The organism is Sinorhizobium sp. BJ1 (assembly GCF_002531555.1).
Taxonomy (GTDB): Bacteria; Pseudomonadota; Alphaproteobacteria; order Rhizobiales; family Rhizobiaceae; genus Sinorhizobium; species Sinorhizobium fredii_B.
In genome coordinates this window covers 102,472-121,848 of the sequence record NZ_NWTH01000011.1, presented here as the reverse complement: position 1 = coordinate 121,848, position 19,377 = coordinate 102,472, and the positions used below count along the sequence as shown (strand labels likewise).

The window sequence follows — 19,377 nt, the reverse complement described above, 5'->3', positions numbered from 1 at the left end:
ACCGACGCCCCGAGCATCTGAACAAAGGCTGATACGAACATGCTGAGTGCTTCGCTGTTTCCCGTACTCATCTTCTTTCTGGCCTCGACCTCCGTCGGCGGCCTGATGCTCGCCGCATTTTATCCGCGGGCCGCTAAGGCCAGCGCCTATCGACAAAGATTTGAGCGCGTCGCCGGCGGCACGGAAATCAAAGCGACAGAAACGGCCGACGAGGAGCGCCGCGATCGTCGGCGCTCGGTGGAAAAGACGCTGCGAGATATAGACGAGCAGCAGAAGGCGCATGGGCGCAAGGGCGGCAAGCCGAAGCTTGACGTCAGACTGCGGCAGGCCGGTCTTGACTGGTCGACCCGAACCTATTGGGTCGCTTGCGCCGGCACGGGCCTTGCCACCTATGTTCTGGTAGCGCTCCTGGGGCTCGCAGCCTTCGCGACGCTTGGTTTTGCCATTGCGGGCGGTCTGTTCCTGCCGCACCTCTATGTGAACACGAAGCGCAACATGCGGCTCAAGAGGTTCACTGCCGAGTTTCCGAACGCGGTCGATGTCATCGTGCGCGGGCTCAAGGCAGGGCTGCCGATGACCGATTGCCTAAGGGTGATTGCCGCGGAAGCGCAGGAGCCGGTCAAGGGCGAATTCCTCACCATCGCGCAGGACCAGACGCTGGGGCTGCCGGTCGACGAAGCCGTCGAGCGCCTGTGCGATCGCATACCCCTGCCCGAGGCCAGATTCTTCGCGATCGTCATCACAATTCAAAGCCGCACCGGTGGCAGCCTGTCGGAGGCGCTTGGAAACCTTTCCAAGGTGCTACGCGAGCGCAAGAAGATGAAGGCGAAGATCAAGGCCATGAGCGCGGAGGCGAAGTCCTCCGCCGGTATCATCGGCGCGTTGCCGTTCTTCGTCGCCGGCGCCGTGTATCTGACCAGTCCCGACTACATGTCGCTCCTGTTCACGACTCTCGCCGGAAAGATGGTGCTTGTAGGCTGTGGCCTGTGGATGAGCATAGGCACTTTCCTGATGCGCAAAATGATCAACTTCGATTTCTGAGACACGACATGAATCTTGGCACCCACATCCCCGATCCCGACCAGCTTTCCGCGATGTTGGCTGGCCTTGCCGCCTTTTCCGCCGTCGTGGCGGTGTCCTGGCCCTATATTTTCCGCGATACGCTCGCGGAGCGGATGCGCAAGGTGGAGAGCGAGCGGGAGCGCATCAGGCAGCGCGAGCGTACTCGGCTGAATGCCGAAAAGAGCAAAGTCTCCCTGCGTGTAGAGCCCAGACGGTTCTTCCAGGCGATTGTCGACCGCTTCAACCTTGCCAAGCAGGCGGAGGATGGCGAAATCTTCCGCAGGCTGAGCATGGCCGGCTATCGCGGCCGTGCTCCCGTGACGACCTTTCTTGCCTTCAGGTTGATAGCTCCACTTGTGCTCTTTGCCGCTTGTCTCATTTATTTGCTGCTCGTCCTTCAGCCCGAGGCGCCGCTGATTGCGGTCATTGCGATGGCCGGCGCCATCGGTTCGCTCGGATATTTCGCTCCGGCGATATTCATCCAGAATAGGATCACCAAGCGCCAGCAGGTAATCCGCCGATCCTGGCCGGAGGCGCTGGACCTCCTGTTGATCACCGTCGAATCCGGCATGGGCATCGAAAGCGCCTTTCGGAAAGTGGGCGAGGAGATAGGCGCGCAGTCGCCCGAGGTGGCCGAGGAGATCCTGCTGACGACGGCCGAGCTTTCCTATCTGCAGGACCGGCGGCAGGCCTTCGAGAACCTGGGGCGGAGGACCGGGGTGGAGGGCGTCCGCGCCGTCGTGACCAGCCTGATCCAGGCGGAGAAATATGGGACGCCCCTTGGCCAGGCGCTGCGGGTAATGGCGCAGGAAAACCGCGACATGCGTATGAGCGAGGCGGAGAAGAAAGCGGCCGGACTTCCCCCGAAGCTGACGGTGCCCATGATCGTGTTCTTCCTGCCGGTTCTCTTTGCGGTGATCATCACGCCGGCGGCCATTCAAATCACGGGTCTGTAGGGCGGGATCGAGAGCGGGTTTTCACGATGGCGCCCAGGCGCCGAGAGTTGGGGTGGGGCGATTGCGGCGCTGTGCGTCAAGTTCGAGGCGGAGCGCCGCACCTCCCTTTCAAGGTTCGCGTGTTCGGCTCGCCAGCGCGGTGATCTTCCCGGCGATATCGTCCAGCGGCAGGACGAAATCGACGAGACCGGCGGCGATCGCCGATTTCGGCATTCCGAAGACGACGGAGCTTTCTTCATTCTGCGCGATCACCTTCCCGCCCGCCACGTGCAGCGCCCGAAGGCCCTGGGTGCCGTCGTCGCCCATCCCCGTCAGGATGACGGCAAGAGACTCGTCCTTGAAAGCGCGGGCAATCGAGCCGAATAGATAGGATCCGGACGGCTTAAAGCCCTGTATGGCATCATCGTCCACGACACGCAGGCGCGACCTGCCCGAGACGCCGAGCTGATGGCCATCAGGGGCGAGATACACAGTGCCGGGCCTTAAGCGTTCGCCATTCGCACCGACTTTTACCTTGAGCGCAATCGTCGCATCGAGGGATGCGGCAACGCCTTCGATGAAGCCGTTCGACATGTGCTGCACGATGAGGATAGGTGCAGGAAAATTGGCGGACAGATCCTTCAATATCGAACGAATCGCGGACGGTCCTCCTGTGGAGGCAGCGATGCCCACGATCGCGATCTGGGCCGCAGGCAGCGGTGCCTCTTTGACCTGGTAATCGCCGCGCGTTTTCTTACGCCACTGGCGAACGACCTTGACCTGCGCCATGGCCTTGATCGTCGACAGGAACTTTTCAATGGTCGCATTTTCGAGAGACGGGCCGGACCCGGCCGGCGCCGGGATGACCGCGAGCGCGCCTGAGTCGAGCGCGCGCGCGGACATGGCTCCCAGCTGCGAACCATCCTGGTAGGCCACCATGACCACTGGCGTCGGTGCGGTGATCATGATCTCCCTGACTGTTTCGGCTGTGTCGTCGTCACGGAGTTCCACGGCGACGATGTCCGGCAAGAGTTTACCGGTCATCCTCACCGCGTCCTTGCCGCTTCTTGCGACGCCCACGAGCTCTACGGCGGCGTCCGCCTCAGTCGCCCTTCTGACGCGTTCTTCAAGGTCGTGCGTCGATGTCGCAAGAAGAATACTTGTCATCCCCATCCTCACACGACCCGGCGCATCGTCTCCAGGAAGTGCTGCGCATCGAACTGATCCTTCCTCAGATAAGCATTTGCGCCAGCACGCAGCCCTCGAACCTTGTCTTCAAGCGTTTCCCGGCCGGTGACGAGGACGACCGGCGTGTCGGTAAAACGCTCCGATCGACGAATGGCCTCGGTGAGTTCGAAGCCGTTCATGGACGGCATGTCGACATCCGCGACGACCATATCGGCACCGTCTTCAAGAAGCTGCTCCAAGGCCTCCTTGCCATTGCTTGCTATCGCGACATCGTACCCTGCCCCCTCGAGGATGAGCCTCACCAACGTTCGTACATATTTGGAATCATCCACGACGAGCACCTTGCGACGCGCGGCCGAAACTGGCTCGGGCACGGCTGTGCCGTCCGGTGATCGCGCCTCGGCGGCGGCCTCGGCGAGCGCTGCAACGTTCAGGAGGAGGGCAATGCGCCCGTTGGCCAGTACCATGCCAGCGCTATAGCGACGAACTTTCGCAAGACGCGGACCGAGCGGGCGTGCGAGGAGTTCCTGCTCACCGGCAACAGCATCGACGAGCACCGCCACCGGCCCGCCCGGAGCGTCGACCACGACCGCCGGCACCGCCTGCGCGGTATCGCCGCGGCCCGGTCGCAGTCCGAGCCAATTGGCAAGATCCAGGAGGGGTATCGGGTCGGTCGGGGTGTTGACGATGCCCCTGTCCTTAGAGATTGCGAAGTCTTGTGCATGAATGCGTATCACCCGCTGGATCGACGCCGTGTCGATCGTGAACACATGCTCCCCGGCGATGACCTCCAGTGCACGCACCGTCGCCAGCGTCAGGGGGAGTGTAAGGGTGAAGGCGGCGCCTCCCGTCGGTACTTGCGAAACTTCCGCCGTGCCACGCAGCGTTTCGATATTGCGTTTGACGATGTCGAGGCCTATTCCGCGCCCTGACAGGCTGGTGACCGTCGCCGACGTCGATAGGCCAGGCTCGAAAACACGCCGTAGGAGCTCGGCTTCGTCTTTCACCTCTTTCTGATGTTCGGCCCCTGCCTTGCTGAGCCGGGCTACATCCAGGCCGCGGCCGTCATCCTCGACACGCACCCGCATCCGGTCTCCGGAGATGGCGGCTGCAATGAGGACCCTTCCCCTCTCCGGTTTTCCCGCCTTTCGGCGTTCTTCGGGCGACTGAATGCCATGCGCGACTGCGTTGCGCACAAGATGGCGAAGCGAATCCTGCAGGCTCGAAAGAATGGACCGATCGATCTCGATCTCTCCGCCCTTGATTTCAAGTTCTGCCAATTTCCCCGATGCCGCCGCCATGTCCCGCACGACGCGATCGAGCCCCTTGCAGGCCTCCGCAAAGGGTTGTGTGCGTGCGTGCCGTACCTCGTGATCAAGTGCTGTCGCGGCACTGTGCATCAGTCTCATGTCCCCTCGCAGCGATGTCGCAAGCTGGCGCAGTCCACTTTCGATACCTGCCGCCTGTACGGCAATCTCAGGGCTTACCCGCCGTAGCTCTCTGGCCTGCTCCCGGAGCAATGACACCTCCTCTGCATGGCGCGGCATCATCGCGTTAAAGGACAGCAATTCGCCACTCCTGTAGAGAAGCGTATCCAAACGATCGGCGGAGACGCGCATGGAGCCGTCGGTATCGCTGATGCGAACGGGTACCTGTCTCGTCTGAGGTGGACGCAGCTTCCGTTTGCCGCTGCCGTGATCCGCCCTTTCCGCCACAGCAGCCTTTAACGCATCGACAACGCTCTCGCCGTGCGCCGGCGAAGGCATCTCGCCGATTTCCAAGAGGCGGGCCGCATCCTGGATTGCGTCTGCGGCTGACAGAAGAAGATCCAGCTGGGGTTTTTGGAGCGCAAGCCGCTCATTCACCGTCAGCGAGAGTATCTCTTCCATCCAGTGACAAATCGCCTCCACGCCGCGTACTTGAAACAGACCGGCGGCGCCCTTGAGGCTGTGCGCCGTCCTTAGAAGCTGTTCCTGCAGACGGATTTTCTCGACGGCCTCGCCGGTGTCCTCGATGGCGAGCAATCCCTGCTCCATGTCGGATGCACGCTCCCTCACCTCCTGAGTGAACATCTGCAGCAATTCACGATCGAATTCGTCGGGTTTGGTCATGTCAGTTGCCATGGTCAGCGAGCATTTCCTTCAGCCTGGAGCCCAGTTCGTTGAGATCTTTCGCGGCCTCCTCCGCTTGCCGGATCGCTGAGAGATTCTGGCTGCTCGCTTGCTCGATGTAATGCATCGCGTCGTGAATCTGCTTCATGCCCGCTCTTTGCTGGCCCGCCGAAGCGGCGATCTGGGTCACCGACCGCGCGGAATCGGCAACGATCGCCTCGAGTTGCCGGATCGTTTCGCCCGCTTCGTTCACCGTCTCCAGGGCGCGGCTGACACTCTTCGTGCCATCCTCAGCGCCGATGACCGCCGCATTTGTCGCTTTCTGAATCTCCATCAGAATTCGACGGACTCGGGTCGTTGCGGACTTCGACTGGTCAGCAAGTGTTCTGATCTCACTGGCAACGACACTGAAGCCCCTGCCGTGCTCGCCTGCACGCGATGCCTCGATGGCCGCATTCAGCGCCAACAGGTTCGTCTGGTCTGCGATCTCGGCGACGACCGTGACGATCTCACCAATTTCCAGGCTATTTTCCGCCAATGAAAGAATGTCTCCGGCAATCCCTTCGGTGCGGGCGCTCACCGCGTTCATCACGTGCACGGTATCTTCCAGTGCTTTGCGGCCGTCATTGCTGATCTTGACGGCCTTGTCGTACGACGCAGCAACCTGCTGCGCGCGCTGCGCCGCCTGTTCCGACGTCTGGAGCACCTCATCGACGCTCGTCACCGTCTGGGCGACCGCCGACGATTGCTCACGCATGCCTTCGACCTGTTGGGTGGTTCCTGCGAGGATTTCGGCGGCGGATGACGAAAGATGTTGAGCCGTCTCCGATATCGTGGCGAGCAGCTCTTCGAGCCTCTCCCTGCTGCTCCGTTCATTGTCGATCATGCCGGCAAGCCTTGCCGTCATTGCATTGAAGGAAAACCCGAGGACCGCGAGTTCGTCGCTGCCTTCTACGGAGGCTTTCTGCGTCAGGTCACCGGCGCTAACCATTTCCGCCACGCCGGCGAGCTTGCGCGTGCGGGCGACGAGGCGGCGCGCGACCCGCAACACGTGGAGCAGCATCAGAACGGCGAGAACCGTAAAGCCCAGTTGCAGCAATTGAGAGCGCTGGAGCCGGGCCCCTCCTGCCTGTTCGATTCGGTTGATCAATTCGTCCACGCGTGCCGCAAAGTCTCTGATCCTTGGGTCGAGTTCATCCAGTGCCTCGGGACCGAGCGGCGCGCTGGCAATAGCGCTCTCCAGAGCGGGCCTCACCTGTTCCCGCCATTGTTGGCGGGCTTGTTCAAGCTGCGTGAGGGCAGCAGGATCCGTCGTTGCCTCCAGCCCGAACCTTTCGTCGCCATTGACCAGACTCGCAAGCAGCCGCTCGTTGCGGTCCATCAGGCCGCGAAGCTCATCGGCAGCAGCGATCCGGGCTGGGCCTTCCGCTCTTTCCAAGCGTCCGGCGACGTAGATCAGCTGGTAGGCAAGGCGTTGCGTCCCAAGCGACGATGTCGCCGCAAGATCGGCTCGCACCTGCTGCAGGGCAATAAAGCTCGACCCGACGAGCAGCGCCGAAGCGGCCACGAACAGCAGCATGGCCAAGCCCAACGCGCCATAGAGACTATTCGTTAGTCGGGGACTCATGGATTTTGGTCCTTTCCGTCTCGCCGCTGGCGATGATCTGTTCGTCCTCAAGAAAGAATTGGCGATCGTTTAAAAGAACGTGGCCGTCCAGAATGGCAGTCCCGGTTTCCGTCGTTGCACAATGCAAAGCTTTGTCGCCCGTGCCGGGCTCCGCCGCACGGATTTTCTCCAGGCGGAGCGTCACTATTTCCGGGGCGGCCGTCGACAGGATCAAGAATTCGGGATGCGCTTGCCCGCATACAATCGCCCATTCGTTGGCGGTTGCGGCCGGTCGCGGGAGATCGAATAGTCCGCACAGGTCGAAGACGGGTAACAACTGCCCGCGCAAATCATAAACGCCACAGGCGTGCGAGGGCATTCCGGGCAGCGGACTGACGCGTGGCTTCGAAACGATTTCGCAAATATAGAGGATCTCCAAGGCAAACTGACGATCCGAGAGCGTGAAGGTCACAAGACCGACCGCTTGTTCTCCTCCTGCGATCGCATCGCTGGCCGATCGCGGTGATTGCTCGTATCGCACCGCCGCATCTGGCTGTGCCGCTTCCAAAAGCACTTCGGTCTGTTCTATCGCTGCCTCCATCCGTCTTCTGACGGCGGACCAGTCAACCGGCCGGGAGGCGGGGCGGGAAGGTGTCGTCATAGGCGTTCGCTCCCCCACCCTCGCCGGACTTTGCCGATCTCGCGCCGTGCGCGCTCCGCCAGATCTCCAGCCGTCACCTCTGACATCAGGGCGACGCGTTCGCGCGCCGGGCGAGAGAGGCAAAAATGCAGCACGTTTTCGAAGGCCCGCTGGGACGCTTGCGGGTCGCTGTGCGTAAGACAGACACCGAGGAGGAACTGCGCGGCCGCCAGATTGCCGTCCAGATAGACTACCCGTCGCAGCGCCGCCGCAGCCGCGTCGGTCTGCCCATCGGCCATCTGGGAGAGCCCCTGGAGGAAATGCAGTTCCGCTGCGAGCGGATGACTTTGAACGGCTTGCGCAGCGAGGCGCTGAGCTTTCCGGGTCTCACCCATGTCGTAACGCGAGCGGATTTTCCGGGCAATAGCCTCGAGGGCTTTGTCGTCGGGCGTTTTTCGCTCATCCGTGACGCTAGCTCGGGGGACCGGCAAGTGCGAGACAGGTCTATTGGATTGGCATGGAATGGGGGCGACGCCTGAGATAGAGCCCCCGGGAATGTCTCCATGAGCTATCATGCGCCGGTAGACAACGCCCGCCGGCGTGATGGAAGTTTCGAACGGAGCGTACTTCCACAAGGGCGGATCGGTCGGCGCCGTCAACAGCCAGCCGCCATCGGCAAGGCAGGCCAATAGCTGACGCGCAATCCGCCGCACCGTACTCGTATCGAGATAGACGAGCACGTTGCGGCAAAGGATCAAGTCGAAGTCAGCCAATCCCCTTTCCGGCGCCGGTAGTTCGACTGCGCCAAGGTTCAGGTGAGCGAAGTCGACCTGCCGGCGCAATCGTTCGTTCAGTCGAAACCGTCCCTCACTTGAGGTGAAGTATCGGTCCTTCAGCTTGCGATCCGTATTCCTCAACGACCATTCGCCATACTCTGCGGCCTTAGCCGTGGCGAGCGCCCTTCTGGAGACGTCGGCTGCACTTATCCGAACGTCTTGCAGGAGACCTTCCTCGTCGCAGAGAATGGCGAGGGAGTAGGGTTCCTCACCCGTTGCACAGCCGACGCTCCAGATTCGCACGAGAGAACCGTCGGGCCGCCGTCGCCTTAGTTCCGGAAGGATTGCTTGCCATATCAGCTGGAATTGATCGGGATCCCGAAAAAAATGCGTTTCTCCGACCGTGATCGCTGCGATGACATCGTCGGTCAGGTCCTGGTCCAGCCCCAGCCGGTTAAGAAATAGGCTGCTGTCGTCGATGCCGCGCCGCGCCATGACCCGGCCGATCGCCGAGGCAACGGCGCCTTTTCGCGATGCCGGAAGGCTGAGGCCGACCCTGCAGGCGACCTCGACAGCGAGCTTGGACGGAAGCGCGTGTCCTGTCACCGAACGCCTCCTGCCTCTTTCGCCGCGCAGGCGCGAAGGGGGCGTCCGGGTAAGCTGGGTGTCGAAACAGGCTGGCGCATGTTCTTCCTAAATTCGTGGCTCTGCCGTCGTCAGTACGTCCTCGCATGCATTTGGGCTATTCGGCCGGATGGCTTAGAAGGCGGCCTATCCGACCGGCCTACTGCTGGCTCTCGGTCATGGGTAACAGGCGCGCTCCTGCGGCAGCGGCCTCCTGGCGGTTCCTTACCCGCAGACTGCGGAAGAGTGCTGCCATGTGGATCTTCACCGTACCCTCGCCAAGTTTCAGCTTGCGGGCGATTTCCTTGTTCGAGAACCCCTGTACAAGGAGCAGGAGGACCTCGCGCTGCCTCGGCGTGAGGAATTCGATTGTGCGATGGCCCCGTTCGTCCTGGGTTCCCCGGATGACCTGAGAGACCTCTGCTTCCTCGGAAGAGGAAGGCCGACCCGCTATGGACGGGGGTACGTAAACAGCGCCGTTGAGGATCGAGCCAATTGCTTCGGCCAGTTCGCTCGCGCCGAGGCCCTTTGGCACATAGCCATTTATGCCCGCAGTGAGGGCAGACAGAATGTCCGTCCGGCGCGACGATGCCGAGACGACGACGACCTTTAGATCCGGGTGGATGTCACGCACGGCGGCAAGGCTGGCAGCACTTTGCATGCCCGGCATCGCCAAATCAAACAAGGCGAGCGAAATGTCCTCGCGCTCGCTGAGCCTTTCAATAGCTTCATCGAGCGACCCGCTTTCGAGAATCTCGGTGAACCGCAATTTGCTCTTCAAGATGAAGCCAAGCGCGATCCGGAAGAATTCATCATCATCGGCTATCAGTGCGACGCGTGAGGTATTCATTACGCTTTCCTCGCCGGTTGTCTGGCGCTTGCGGGCCATCAATTCGGCTCGCAGACCGGTCTGCAACTAACGATCGTCTCAGCGAATGCGTTCCCGTCATTACCAATCAATGCGCGGTAGTATCAAGATTGTGCCACACACGCCTGGAGACGTGTAGGGCTAAATGCTGCAGCTAGCTCTGGGGGCCGTTCGCAAGGTAAACACATGGTGCATCGCCGGTTTCGAGAGGGCAGTCGATCAATTTGGAGATTTCCGATGGAGGCACGGGACGCGAGAATATGTAACCCTGAACCTCATGAAATCCCTCCGCGTTCACGGCGGCCAACTGATCCTCCGTCTCAACCCCCTCGATCGTCGTCGTCATGCCCAGGCTGTGACCAAGACCCGCGACGGCTTTGACGATCGCGAGCGACTCTTTGCCGTGCGGAAGATCGCGGACGAAGGCTTGATCCACCTTGATTTTGTCGAAAGGGAAACTTCTCAGGTAACCGAGCGACGAATAGCCCGTCCCGAAGTCGTCCATCGCTATTTTCACACCGAGGCCGCGCAGCTCCTGGAGCAGTTGAATATTGTGTTCGCTCTCGTCCAGCAGGACCGATTCCGTGATCTCCAATTGCAAGCGCGCGGGGGTGAGGCGAGAAGCCGAGAGGGCATCGGCCACTGCCTTGACGAGGGTACGGTGCTTGAACTGGACCGGAGAGAGGTTGATGGCAATGCTGACATGCTCCGGCCATTGTGCGGCCTGGCGACAGGCCTGATCGAGAATCCACTCGCCGATCGGTACGATCAGCCCGGTTTCTTCAGCAATGGGGATGAACTCCGAGGGCGCAACCATCCCTCTTTCGGGATTGCGCCACCGCAAGAGCGCTTCGCATCCTGTTACGCGGCGCGATCTCAAGCTTATCAGCGGCTGATAATGCAGCTCGAATTCGTTCCTTTCCAGCGCGCCTCTGAGCGCAATCTTTACCTGCTGGTGCGCCTGCAACTGCGCATGCATGGCTACATCGAAGCGCTTGTAAGTGCCGCGCCCGCTGGACTTGGCATTGTAGAGGGCGATGTCCGCGGCCTTGATTAATTCATCCGCGGAAGTCCCGTCGTCCGGCGCAAAAGCAATGCCGACGCTCGCTCCGATTGTGGCACTGACGCCCTCTACTGTGAACGGCTCGCAAAGCGTGTCGATAATCCGCTGAGCGAGACGAACGGCGTCGTCGTAAGTCCCTTCCAGTGAATGTATGATGGCAAATTCATCACCTCCGAGGCGTGCCACGACGTCGGTGGGTCTTGCAGACTGGACGAGCCGCGCAGAAACCTGGCGCAACAAGGCGTCGCCGGCGGGATGCCCAAGCGTATCGTTGATCGCCTTGAACCCGTCGAGATCGAGGCACAGCACAGCCATGCGGCCGGCGGCACCTTTCTCACTGAGTGCCCGATCGAAGCATTCCCGGAAGAACATCCTGTTTGCCAATCCGGTCAGCATATCGTGCCTTGCCAAGTGGGCCATCTGCTTCTGTGCGAGTAACTTGTCCTCCTCTGCCTGGCGATGCTCCGTTATGTCTCGGCAGAAAATGGAAATGCCTTCTTGCGTGGGAGAGGCATTTGCTTCGATCCAGCGGTCGAGAGACGGCAAGTAATCCTCGAAGAAGGAACGGACACGGCGGTTCATGACCTCCTGGCAGCGTTTGGCAAAGTTCCCCCTTCCTTCCTGTGGAAACAGTTTCCAGAAGACTTTTCCCAAGGACTCGTCCCCGATCCGCAGGAGCCTCTTCGCGTTCTCGTTCAAATAGCGGATGCGCCATCGGGGATCGAGGAGCATGACGCTGTCCATGGTACTCTCGAGTACCGAGGAAAGCTGATCAGCCGCCGCTTCGGCCGTCCTTTGCGCGCGGCTGATTTCCTCGTTGGCGCGCTTCGCATCGGTGATGTCGCGCCAGATCGAAAGCATTCTGACCGTGTTTCCTTCGCGCCCGCTGATGGGAGCCGCAATCACGTCCATGCATCTTTCTTCGTCTTTGGCATCCCGTACAGTAATCTCGAATCGAGCAGTCTCGCCGGCTCTGACCTTTGCCCAGCCCTCTAGAACCTTTTGTGCATCGGCGTCCTTGCCGATAGCGTCCCATGTGGTTTTTGTGAGCGGCGCCCCTTCCGCCAGGCCGAAGATACGCCGGCCAGCCTTGTTCATGAGCAACGGTCGCCCTTCGAGATCGAGTACGCGTACACAGTCGGGGCTGCTGTCGAAGATGCTTCTGATAAAGGCTTGCGATTCCTGTTGAGCGAGCTCGGCGGCACGGCGTTCGGTGATGTCGAGAACCGAGCCGACATATCCCAGGAACGCTCCGTCGTCGGAAAAGCGGGGCTGACCGACATCTATCACCCACGCCCAGCTTCCATCGGCCCGCCGCAGTCGGTATTCGCTTCGCACGGGTGCCTTGCCCGCCGTCGCGCTGAAAAACGCTTCCTGCACTTTCTCCCGGTCATCGGGGTGGATTACATCCACCCAACCGAAACCGAGTGCCTCGGCTTCCGATTGTCCCGTAGTCTCCAGCCACAAACGGCTGAAAAAGCTCGTGTCGCCCGATGGATCGGCTACCCAGATCATCACCGGTGCGTCATCGGCTATTGCCCGGAAGCGCGCTTTGCTTTCACGCAACGCTTCGGTAGCGCGGCGCCTTTCATCGACATCCTCCAAGACACCGTACCAACGCACGATTTCTCCAGCGATATCGCGCTTGGCAATTGCCCGAGCGCGGAACCAGCGGTAATGACCGGTTGCGGTCAAGAGGCGATATTCGATATTAAGCGGATCGCCACCCAGGAGAGAGCGTTGCCATTGCTGGCGGACCATAGCGGCGTCTTTCGGGTGCACGGCTTTTGCCCAACCACTTCCGAGTGTTTCTTCTTCGCTCAATCCGGTGAACTCGGACCAACGCGGGCCGACGTCCAATATCGCTCCCGTCGGGTCTGCGGTCCAGGGAACTTGCGGATGAAGGTCGATGAGCGCCCGGTAATGTTCTTCCCTGGCCCGAAGCGTTTCTTCGGCCCTGCGCAGTACCGTAATGTCTTCAATCACCGCGAGCAGGAACTTACCCTCGCTCCGCCCGGCCGGTATGCACATGCAGCGCTTCTTGATCAGGAGCGTCCGCGTGGCGCCGTCCGCGGTGGTGGTCTGCTCTTCGACACGGTGCTCCTCGCCTGTCGAAAGCACGGCGCGGTCAATTGAGACGACCCTGTCGGCCTCCGCCGTGGGCAGAAAGTCGTGATCCGTGCGCCCGAGAAGCTCATCGCAGCGTCGGCCGAGGAGCTCGCACCCCGCGCTGTTCACGAAAACAAACCGCAGACGATCGTCCTTGACGATCACCGGTTCGGTGATGCCGTCCATCAGACACTGGAAGAAGTCATGAGACTTCTTGGATGAACGTTCTGGAAGCGGAGCGTTCATGTGACCGACTCTTTACTGATTGCGACAGGCCATCCCGCTGTGGTGGAGTCCCCGCATGGTTGTGCAACCTTCGTTAACTATTCTCGATCGCAAGTGGTTCCCAGAAGGCTGTCGTTATAGTTAACGAATTATGTATTCGGTCTGGGCGGTTCGCGATGACCCGGGGTATTCGACGGGCGGGCCGGAAGAGGTGCGATTATCTCACGCGGCTATTTCTCTCCCATGGCGACTATAAGTCGATCCAGTCTCATTGCATCGGGTCGACTCAATGGCTCCGCCACTTGGTGCCGGTATACTTGCTTGTCGGGAATGCTCCGCTACATGGGTAGGCATGGACATTGAGGAGAGCGCAGTCTCAGCGAATGGGGTTGGCCCATCCACACCGATGCAGCTTCAGTCACAGGATCCCTCCATCATGGCTGAAGTTGCGCGCCTTCTCGCGGGTCGCACGCGTGATATCCGCCTCAAAGGTGAGCTTCGCCGCCTATTCCAAGAGCGCTCCTGGCCGCGAACGGCCAAGGTCATTCGTGCCTGGATGACATGGGTGGCCTTGTTGGATGTGCTGACGTTGGGCCTCAACGCTATCCTGCTTCCAAAGGTGATCGTCCTGCCGATGCTCGCGCCCGCCTGCATCCTCCCGCCCGCCGCTCTCGCCACCGCCTTCGTCTGGCGAAAACCGCGAGCGATCGGGCTCCAGAGGGCCTCGATCATCGCCGGCCTGTTTTTCATCCTCCTGTCGGTTGCTCTGGTGGGCGTGAGCGCGGGTGGCGAGTTCCACGAAAGACACTTGAACATCATGCTGTTCGTGGCCATTACGGCCATTATCATCTTCAGCATTCCGCTGACCTGGACCGTAACGGTCGCCGCTATGGCGCTCGGTCTCTACCTTTTCTTTCAGTTGCTGAACCCAAGCTTGGAGACGGGAAGTGCCGTAGCTGCGGCGTTATTTTTTGCCAGCGGCATCATTGCTACTGTCGTTGCGCGACGCACCATGACGATCTTAGCGCAAAAGGGTTTTCTTCTTGAGCTGCGAGACCGCAGCCGTGTCGCAGAACTTGCCGACGCCAATGCTCGGCTGGAGCGCCTCGCGAGAACCGATCCCCTCACTGGAATCGCCAACCGACGCTGGATGATGGAAACGCTCAATCATCTCTGGAGCGCCGGTATGGATAGCCGCGGCTGCGCCATGCTGATGTGTGATATCGACGAGTTCAAAAAGCTGAATGACCATCTCGGGCATGCGGAGGGCGACCGCTGCCTCGTGAAGGTTGCCGGCATAATTCAAAGCAGCGTGAAACGAGATCGCGATCATGTGGCCCGTTACGGCGGTGAAGAGTTCCTCATCGTTCTTCCGGGTGTCGACGAGGGAGAGGCCATCTGCATGGCCGAACGGATCCGCAGGAGCGTCGAAGCCGCCTCTCTTCCGAACCCGGCGTCCCGCATCTCGCCCTACGTCACCCTCAGCATCGGTGTGGCGACTCAGTCGTCAGATGAGAAGATCGTTTCGCCGGAGCAGCTTCAGAACCAGGCTGATGCGGCACTTTATCTTGCCAAGCAAGCGGGTCGAAATCGAGTGGTCCTACACAATCCAGATCGGATTCGTCAGTGACCCAATGTGGAAGGCTCAACCGAACGGACTCCCGCTCAGTGACGAATCCGCGACTTTATACCGGGCTTGACCTGCTCGATGAGGGAATCGGTCGGGCGTTGATAGATGTCCTTGATGTGCATCAGCCGTCTCCCCCTGGTTGACGGCTAGAGACAATAGCTGCTGGAGCTGATGCCCCCGAAGGGCCGGAACGGCCACGAGGTAGCGATGGCTCGCTCCGCCGCGCGCAGATCACCTCGACGATCGAGGGGGCGGCTGCCGCGGCTACCCGCGCCCTATTTGACACCGGAAAGGGCAAAGACTTCGATCGGCTCGTCCAGTCCCCTCAAGGCGTAGGAACCGAGATCCTCCAGTTGCGCCGCGCATCCGGCCTTTTCGACGAAGGCTCTTGAAAGGAGAACCGGGCGCTTGAGTTCCTTGGTCAGGCTTTCGAGGCGGGAGGCGATGTTGACGGCCGGGCCGATGACGGTGAAATCGAGGCGCTTGCGCGAGCCGATATTGCCGTACATCACGTCGCCGACATGGACGCCGATGCCGTAGCCGAGCGGATCGTGACCTTTGAGCAGGTTCGCCTCGTTGAGCCTGGAAAGCGCGGCCTGCGCTTCGTCGATGGCTGCGAGCAGTTGGCCGCAGGCGCAAGGGTCGGTGAGCGGGAAGATCGCCAGCAATCCATCGCCCATGAATTTCAGAATCTCCCCGCCATGCCGCTCGATCGGCTCGGACATCGCGTCGAAATACTCGTTTAGGAGCTCGATGACGTCGTCGCGCGGCCAGAGGTCCGACAATTTCGTGAAGTCGCGCAGATCGCAGATCAGTATCGCCGCACCCACCGTTACGCCGCTGCCGCGGGTCGTCGCCCCCGCCAGAATCTGTTCGCTCGCATGCGGTCCGACATAGGTTTCGAGGAGAGTGCGGGCGAGACGGTTCTTCAGCCTGATCTCGCTGACGAGCGCCAGCGCGGGCATAATATCCGAAAAGAACGCGATGTCGTCGGCGTCGAAGCCGCCCGGCCTGTCGCTTGCAAAAGTGATCGCGTGGCGCTTGCCCAGCGTATGGTGGAGCGGCCAGATCATGTAGTCGGTGAGACCGTCAGCTCGCAGCTGATCGTAAAGCGGGTAATCCGGACCGTCGGCTGTCGGGTCGTCCAGGTGCCGGCGCACCTCGTCCGCGCCATTGTTGAATTCGCGCAAGGGGCTGTTCAGATATCGGGAGCTGTCTTCTTCACCATATTCGTAAGTATCGATCTCCGCTTCTGCTAGTCCTTTCCGCCACAGGATCCGTGCGCCAATCCACTGCGGATGGTGGATCCTGAAATGGAGGGTCGCGCGGGCGACGGGCACTCCCGCCTCCGACAATCTCCGGCACAGCTCCACGAAGATGTTGTCGATGAAGCGCTCTTCTCGCGTCTCGTTGATGAGCCAGTCGAGAACTTTCCGCCTTTGGGCGGGCCATAGTCCGCCGCCCTCGCGAGGGGAATCCAACCGCGCCTCAGGTAAGGTCTGCATTGCTATCTCCCTTTGGCCGGGTTTCCTCTCGGCTACCGATCAAAATGCTAATGATTGCTGCGCCGGCTCCGCCGGACCGAGGTGAACGCCTTCCAATTCGAGCATGCGCAGCTTCGTCGAGGCGCCGCCCGGTGCGGAAAAACCGCCGACCTTGCCGCCGGCCGCCAGCACGCGGTGACACGGGATGATCAGCGCGACCGGATTCTTTGCCATTGCCTGGCCAACATCGCGCGCTGCCTCCGGCCCGGCGCCGAGCACCTTGGCCAGGACGCCATAGGTCGTGGTGCCTCCCCAGGGGATCATTCGCGTCGCCGTGTAGATCTGCTTGAACAAGGCGTCTTGCTCTTCGAGATCGAGCTCGAAATCGGAAAAATCCGTCTCCTCGCCCTCGAAATAGCGCTTCACCGCGGCGACGGCTTCCGCCACCGCGAGCGGCGGCTCCTGTGGTTCGGCACCGGGGACTCGTCGCAGCAGAAGGCGCTCGGTCGCCTCAGCACTTTTCGTAGGCAATTGCAAGCGTGCGATACCGCGCTCGGTCCAGGCGATGCCGCAGAAGCCGGCCGCAGTTTCGAAGATCAGATACTGGTGTGCTGTCTGGCCCATCGCCGCAGCCTCCGGAGATTCACGTTTCCATGAAAATCGTGCGGCCGGGCTGCGAATTCAACCCGTTTCTTGGGGTTTAGCTACGCGTGTGTTCGACAGCTATCCCAGCGCCTGGGCGACCAGGGCATAGATAATGGGCGTTTCGCCGCCAGTTTCTTCAACCAACCAGGGTCGCCCGAGCGACATACTGGTCACCGTGTCATAGACCGGAAGCCCCGCCTGCGCGACAAATTCGGCGAATGCGCCGCTCTTCTGGCGGGTGTCGAGACGGAGGAAGGTCCCCGCATGATCGACGACGTGCGGTCTCGTCACCGCAATCGCGTCATCGTCGTTGGCGGCGACGAGCGGACCGATCAAATGGCCGCGCCCGAAGCGGCGACATAGCGAAAAGGCAACGATCCGCTCGCCGCGGACAAGCGCCACGCCTTTCGACACTTCGAGCAGGCGCGCCAGCACATGGGAACGGTCGGCACGGTAGGCGGCGCGATCGAGAGCGGCGATCTCATCGAGGTCGTCGCTCGTCAGCGCGCGCAATCTGGCTCCCGGGGGCAGTAAACCCTGCGGCGGTGCGACCGCCTCGCCGTTACATTGATAGACGGTTCGCTCGGCGACGAAGCCGAGCGACGCATAGAGTCGCCGCGCCAAGCGGGTCGCATTGAGGCCAATTGCCCGCGAGCTGGTCTGTGCCAGCACGTGGTTCATCATCCATTGTCCGGCACCGAGCATCTGCAGGCGCGGAGAGGTGATGACCATGCCGATATTGGTAAAATCCGGGGCGTAGTTGAACCACATCGCAGAGCCGAGAACCCGGCCGATCGCATCGCGCGCGACGATACCTTTGCCAAGCTCGAGGACGATCTGCCAATCCTCCGCCCTATGCGGCCAGCCAACGGACATGGACAAGGCATGGAGCGCGTCGAGATCTGCTTCGGCAATATCGGCAATGGTCAGTTCGAAGGAATCCAACCGTTTCGAATTGGTTCTTTCCATGTTTGTCCTGCCCCTCGGAGGCACCGGCTCGACATCTGCAATACGGGAACTCGGGCCGTCAGGGCGAGGTCCCGCTTCAGTTGTAGCCGTTTACGCGCAACACAAAACGCTTCAGATCAGTCGCAATTCGGAACTTTCCACCGAAGGCTCAGGTCATTCGGCAAGCAGTTCACTGCCCCGGCCCTATCCTGATGCGAGAAAGCGCCACGGCTTCGGCATCGGTGGCCGGGAGGCGCGCAGCCGGCATGTTGTGAGTGAAAATGAAAACATCGGAAGAGATCCTCGCCCGCCTCGTATCTTTTCCCTCCGTGGTCGGAACGGCGAACCACGAGATCGTCGAGTGGATTCGCGCCTACCTCATGGAGTTCGGAGCCAGGGTGAGCGTGCTACCAGGCCCGGAAGGCGATCGCTCGAATCTCTTTGCCACCATCGGCCCAGCCGAACGGCCGGGCATCATCCTGTCAGGACATATGGACGTGGTGCCCGCCGCCGAGCCGACCTGGACGAGCGACCCGTTCATCCAGCGGCGCGAAGGCGAGCGGCTCTATGGCCGTGGAACGAGCGACATGAAAGGCTTTCTGGCATGCGCTCTCGCCGCGCTGCCAGCAATCGCCTCCTCACCGCTTTCCCGGCCTCTTCACCTTGCCTTCTCCTATGACGAGGAAGCCGGCTGCCGCGGCGTTCCGCACCTCATTTCACACCTGCCGGATCTCTGTGCCAAGCCGGAGGGCTGCATCGTCGGGGAGCCGAGCGGCCTGCGCGCCATTCGTGCCCACAAGGGTAAAGCCGCTGCCCGAATCGAGCTCATCGGCCGCGCCGGCCACTCCTCGCGGCCCGACCTCGGGCTGAATGCCATCCATGCCATGGCGGAGATCGTTGCCGAGGCAGTTCGTTCGGCCGAAGCTTTGACCGAGGGCCCGTTCGACAACAATTTCGAGCCGCCCTACTCGTCGCTGCAGGTCGGCACCATTGCCGGTGGACAGGCGGTGAACATCATCCCCGACCGCTGCACGATCGAGCTCGAGGCGCGCGCCGTGGCCGGCGTCGATCCGGCCCGGCTTCTTGCCGGCATCGAGGCCAAACTCGAAGGTCTGACCGAACGGGGCTTCAAGATGCGCTGGGAAGTCTTGAGCGCCTATCCGGCGCTGTCTCTCAGGGACGATGCACCGCTTGCCGTTCTGTTGCGCGATCTGACCGGACAGGAGCCTCTCCCCGCCGTCAGCTACGGGACGGAAGCGGGTCTCTATCAGGCGGCCGGCATCGACGCGATCATCTGCGGCCCGGGGGACATCGCGCGTGCCCACAAGCCGGACGAGTATATCGAGATCGGCGAACTCGCGGCCTGCCGGAACATGATTGAGGCGCTCGGGCAAAGGCTGCGCGCCTAGCCACCGCTTATCCGGCAAGGCGGGAGCCGCCGATAAATCAGTGCCATATGCCGT

General features: G+C 61.3%; 14 protein-coding genes. 4 read left to right on the top strand and 10 right to left on the bottom strand.

The window, feature by feature from the left end; all coding sequences use genetic code 11:
• Positions 1-39 precede the first annotated feature (39 nt).
• Together CO676_RS17265 and CO676_RS17260 are read left to right on the top strand one after the other, a co-directional pair.
• Positions 40-1,041: a type II secretion system F family protein gene (locus CO676_RS17265; protein ID WP_097521978.1), complete on the top strand. Its 1,002-nt coding sequence runs from the start codon at positions 40-42 to the stop codon at positions 1,039-1,041.
• An 8-nt stretch (positions 1,042-1,049) separates the two neighbouring features.
• Entirely contained in the window at positions 1,050-2,018 is a 969-nt protein-coding gene (locus tag CO676_RS17260; RefSeq protein WP_097521977.1) for a type II secretion system F family protein, read from the top strand.
• A gap of 108 nt (positions 2,019-2,126) precedes the next feature.
• Here the strand turns inward: CO676_RS17260 and CO676_RS17255 are convergent, their stop codons facing one another.
• The 7 genes from CO676_RS17255 to CO676_RS17225 form a co-directional block, all read right to left on the bottom strand.
• Entirely contained in the window at positions 2,127-3,164 is a 1,038-nt protein-coding gene (locus CO676_RS17255; protein WP_097521976.1) for a chemotaxis protein CheB, read from the bottom strand.
• An 8-nt stretch (positions 3,165-3,172) separates the two neighbouring features.
• Positions 3,173-5,296 carry a response regulator gene (locus CO676_RS17250; protein ID WP_097521975.1) on the bottom strand — a complete coding sequence of 708 codons (2,124 nt, stop codon included), beginning with the start codon at positions 5,294-5,296 and terminating at the stop codon, positions 3,173-3,175.
• 1 nt (position 5,297) lies between these two features.
• Positions 5,298-6,923 (bottom strand): methyl-accepting chemotaxis protein, encoded by a 1,626-nt coding sequence (locus tag CO676_RS17245; RefSeq protein ID WP_097521974.1) that lies wholly within the window; start codon positions 6,921-6,923, stop codon positions 5,298-5,300.
• Positions 6,901-7,563: a chemotaxis protein CheW gene (locus tag CO676_RS17240; RefSeq protein ID WP_097521973.1), complete on the bottom strand. Its 663-nt coding sequence runs from the start codon at positions 7,561-7,563 to the stop codon at positions 6,901-6,903. The genes CO676_RS17245 and CO676_RS17240 overlap by 23 nt, the downstream gene beginning before the upstream one ends.
• A complete protein-coding gene (locus CO676_RS17235; protein ID WP_097521972.1) occupies positions 7,560-8,924 on the bottom strand; it encodes a protein-glutamate O-methyltransferase CheR in 1,365 nt (454 codons plus the stop codon). Before CO676_RS17235 ends, CO676_RS17240 begins: the two co-directional genes overlap by 4 nt.
• Positions 8,925-9,102: 178 nt before the next feature.
• Positions 9,103-9,792, bottom strand: a complete 690-nt coding sequence (locus tag CO676_RS17230) for a response regulator transcription factor (protein ID WP_097522060.1) — start codon at positions 9,790-9,792, stop codon at positions 9,103-9,105.
• A gap of 172 nt (positions 9,793-9,964) precedes the next feature.
• Entirely contained in the window at positions 9,965-13,228 is a 3,264-nt protein-coding gene (locus tag CO676_RS17225; protein WP_097521971.1) for a PAS domain S-box protein, read from the bottom strand.
• Between the two features lie 331 nt (positions 13,229-13,559).
• On the opposite strand from CO676_RS17225, the gene CO676_RS17220 reads away from it, so the two are divergent.
• Positions 13,560-14,837: a GGDEF domain-containing protein gene (locus CO676_RS17220; protein ID WP_179875526.1), complete on the top strand. Its 1,278-nt coding sequence runs from the start codon at positions 13,560-13,562 to the stop codon at positions 14,835-14,837.
• Positions 14,838-15,112: 275 nt separating this feature from the next.
• Here CO676_RS17220 and CO676_RS17215 read toward each other — a convergent pair whose 3' ends face one another.
• The 3 genes from CO676_RS17215 to CO676_RS17205 all read right to left on the bottom strand — a co-directional run bounded on the left by CO676_RS17215 (position 15,113) and on the right by CO676_RS17205 (position 17,935).
• Positions 15,113-16,342 carry an adenylate/guanylate cyclase domain-containing protein gene (locus tag CO676_RS17215; RefSeq protein ID WP_097521970.1) on the bottom strand — a complete coding sequence of 410 codons (1,230 nt, stop codon included), beginning with the start codon at positions 16,340-16,342 and terminating at the stop codon, positions 15,113-15,115.
• Positions 16,343-16,381: 39 nt separating this feature from the next.
• Positions 16,382-16,945: a methylated-DNA--[protein]-cysteine S-methyltransferase gene (locus CO676_RS17210; protein WP_097521969.1), complete on the bottom strand. Its 564-nt coding sequence runs from the start codon at positions 16,943-16,945 to the stop codon at positions 16,382-16,384.
• Positions 16,946-17,044: 99 nt separating this feature from the next.
• Positions 17,045-17,935: a GNAT family N-acetyltransferase gene (locus CO676_RS17205; protein WP_097521968.1), complete on the bottom strand. Its 891-nt coding sequence runs from the start codon at positions 17,933-17,935 to the stop codon at positions 17,045-17,047.
• A gap of 260 nt (positions 17,936-18,195) precedes the next feature.
• Here CO676_RS17205 and argE point away from each other — a divergent pair, with 260 nt between their 5' ends.
• Complete coding sequence (argE, locus tag CO676_RS17200; protein WP_179875515.1) at positions 18,196-19,323, top strand: acetylornithine deacetylase; 1,128 nt, start codon at positions 18,196-18,198, stop codon at positions 19,321-19,323.
• Positions 19,324-19,377 lie beyond the last annotated feature (54 nt).